The organism is Spirosoma migulaei (assembly GCF_054776855.1).
The window spans coordinates 1-2,841 of record NZ_BAAHBG010000053.1 but is presented as its reverse complement, the minus strand read 5'-3'; the positions used below and the strand labels follow the sequence as shown (position 1 = coordinate 2,841).

Annotated in this window: 4 protein-coding genes; 1 reads left to right on the top strand and 3 read right to left on the bottom strand. The window is 31.4% G+C overall.

The window, feature by feature from the left end:
- Positions 1-1,180: 1,180 nt before the first annotated feature.
- Genes ACYVGO_RS38620 through ACYVGO_RS38610 form a run of 3 tightly spaced genes read right to left on the bottom strand, consistent with a single transcriptional unit; the run spans position 1,181 to position 2,095 of the window.
- A complete protein-coding gene (locus tag ACYVGO_RS38620; protein WP_460974140.1) occupies positions 1,181-1,582 on the bottom strand; it encodes a transposase family protein in 402 nt (133 codons plus the stop codon).
- Complete coding sequence (locus ACYVGO_RS38615) at positions 1,579-1,824, bottom strand: hypothetical protein (RefSeq protein WP_460974139.1); 246 nt, start codon at positions 1,822-1,824, stop codon at positions 1,579-1,581. The genes ACYVGO_RS38620 and ACYVGO_RS38615 overlap by 4 nt, the downstream gene beginning before the upstream one ends.
- A gap of 22 nt (positions 1,825-1,846) precedes the next feature.
- Positions 1,847-2,095, bottom strand: coding sequence for a hypothetical protein (locus ACYVGO_RS38610; RefSeq protein ID WP_460974138.1), 249 nt, complete (start codon positions 2,093-2,095; stop codon positions 1,847-1,849).
- 252 nt (positions 2,096-2,347) lie between these two features.
- Between ACYVGO_RS38610 and ACYVGO_RS38605 the strand changes: the two genes are divergently transcribed.
- Positions 2,348-2,841, top strand: a 494-nt coding sequence (locus tag ACYVGO_RS38605) for a PIN-like domain-containing protein (protein WP_460974137.1), incomplete at its 3' end; no start/stop codon positions are given.

The window sequence follows — 2,841 nt, the reverse complement described above, 5'->3', positions numbered from 1 at the left end:
TATCGGCTCACTCAGTTATATGCTTAATCCAAGTTGATCCACAACTTTTGACCTTGATCCGAAGAACTCCATATACAGCTTAATTATTAATAACTACCTGGCACAAGTCTATTATATCTAAGTGTTAGTCAAGTTAAAGTATTATATTCACTAGTAATCAGCCATTTAGTAATTAATATAAATGTCTTCCTATTGTATATCTAAAAAATAAAAGGCTTACAAAACCTTTTATTACATAATTATCAGAATAAGACATATTATAATGCTGTAATCATTAAACTCTACCAAGTCTCCACTTAAGCTATTTTGTATATATTATTTACTAAATGAATAAAATAATAATATTTTATTCATCGAGAAACAGTGTATTTTATATAGTTACATATGACAATTTAATATATATTACTAATATGAGACATTAGTAGATTTTACTTTTTGCGAGTGTAACTAAGTAATTACATAGAATTAACTTAGATTTGGTTCTTTAAAATTTTCAGATTTCATCACCATAAACCCATTTTGAGCGAAATCTATAGTACTTTAAGATTCGCAATACCCAAATGGAAATTCCCCTGAATGATAAGAAGTAATTTCTTTTATTTTAAACAAAACAGTTAAATAACCATGCAGGCAATTAGAATTTTTCTTTTAATTGTTTTTTATTATTTTTTTTTGTGTTGCCTATAATTGGTATTTTTTTAGGACCTATTTTTATGGTCTCTAAAAATGAACCACAAAATATGTTAGCAAATTTCCTAGGCCTATTATTTTGTTTATGTCTATTTATTTTAATTATAGATTTTGTCTATTTCACGTTTTCGCAGATTTATAAATTAAAGAGAAAGTCACTTATCTTTAATGATAAAAATATTGTCGCAAAACGCCTAAATAAGAAAGAGGTTATCATTTACATCATTGTATCTTATTTTTTTATCACCTACAGCTATTCCATTATATATTTATTTGTAGGAAACTATTCAAAACAATCATTCAATGTCGATGTCGTAACATTTATTGATTCCTTTTTTTTAAGCTTTACTACAATGTCAGTTGGTCCATCTGGACTTCAGCCCAACACTGTATTAACTAAAACCCTTGTAATGAGTGAAATTTTTGTTGGTATTCTTTTTATGATACTAGGCCTATCTATAAATAGACATGTTGCAACGGTGATGCTGAATCAGTTAGATAGATAGAAGTTCCAAAGTCCAGCACATACTTCTACCACTTTATTGTACATTCCACAATCATGAATGCGTAATCTGTCTGACAAAATTCGGTAACGTTTCATGCCACCAATTGAATGCTCTACATAAATCCGTTCAGACGACTTTTGCCGATTAGCCGTTTTGTCTTCATCGGTTAAGTCTTGCTGACGAGGTTTCTTTTTAGGTAGAATAACTTGCTGACATTCATAGTCTTTATCAAAACCCTGATACCCTAAATCTAATCGAATTCGGTGGTCTTTAAACCAATTATGTTCTGGTGGAAATTCATATTTGAGCAGACTATAATCATGACTTTTACCGACCCAACACTGGCTAACATAATGCACATATCGGTCGGGCGTAGCAATGATCATAGACTTGACGGTGTGGGATTTTTTTTGCCACTGTACATCAATTCTTGATAGTCAGCTGATTTGGGGCGTTGAGTGCGCTGTTCAGTGGCATCAACGATCAATGTTTTATGCTTTTGGAAATAAATTTGAAATTCTTCTGGCGAACGAAAATTGCGTTTAGGCGCATAGCCACTAACCGCTAAGGTCTGCTGTAAAACAGCTAACCCTAAGTCTTGGTTGCGTTTGGCCGACGAGCCGTCCATACCGGTTACCAAACCTAATAAATCATAGGTAAGACCTGATTTTAACCGGGCCGCCGGTGCGGGAAAATAGGGTAAAAAATAGTAGGTCGGTATAGGTGTTCAAATAAGGTTGCTCGGGACACTCATCCTGTCGTTGCTCAATGGATTGGCTAAATAAATCTAAATAAGCTTTTTCAAATAAGCGAAGGAGTTTAGTAAATCGTTTTTGATCCAACCCTGTTGCTGAACGCCACTGTCGCTCAGTCTTTAAATCGGTAATTAAAAGTTTCATATTCCAAATTTAAGCCACTGCAACAAGTCTAATAGGCACTAACCTAATTAAAGCCAATAAAACTAGTGATTAATATTGCAAAATTAATTTTTTTACTATACCCTATAAATCTAGCTCCAACATAAAAATATTTTATACAAGAATATATTAATAAAGTATGTGATGTTGAGCAGGATTTTACATCACCAAACATACTTTAATATTTGTCTTTACAAATAGTGTCAATAATTTCCAAAATTATATTTTACAAAAATGGACATCAAAAGTATTGACATTTATCAGATATCTAGCGCCAGGGAAGAAGCATTTTTTAAAGAGTGTATTTTCATATTTGACACTTCTTCACTGTTAGATTTTTATATTTATCCCAACAAAACAAAAGAAACAATTTTCAAAGAGGTTTTTAACGTAATTCAAAATAGACTTTGGATTACCTCACACACTGAATATGAATATTTACATAATAGAAAAACTTTCAAAAAACAAATTCAAGAAGTTTATCACCCGCTAAAAGAAATAGAGATAAAATCAATAGAGAAAGCATTAAAAGAAGCAAAAAATAAGCTAATTGCTTTAAAGAATAAAACTGTAAAAGATGATAGGCATCCGTATTTAGAACAAAATAAAATTGATGAATTTATACCTAAAATTGAATCAATAATTGGCGATTTCAAAAACTTCGAGTGTATGTGGTCAAATGAAAGTGGACAGACGCGGGTGAAAAGAGAAGAGATGGCTTTAGCCAC

Bases quoted from the DNA above. Each gene is read 5' to 3' on its own strand.
- ACYVGO_RS38615 (WP_460974139.1), bottom strand. From the start codon at position 1,824: ATGGACGGCTCGTCGGCCAAACGCAACCAAGACTTAGGGTTAGCTGTT.
- ACYVGO_RS38610 (WP_460974138.1), bottom strand. From the start codon at position 2,095: ATGAAACTTTTAATTACCGATTTAAAGACTGAGCGACAGTGGCGTTCA.
- ACYVGO_RS38620 (WP_460974140.1), bottom strand. From the start codon at position 1,582: ATGATCATTGCTACGCCCGACCGATATGTGCATTATGTTAGCCAGTGT.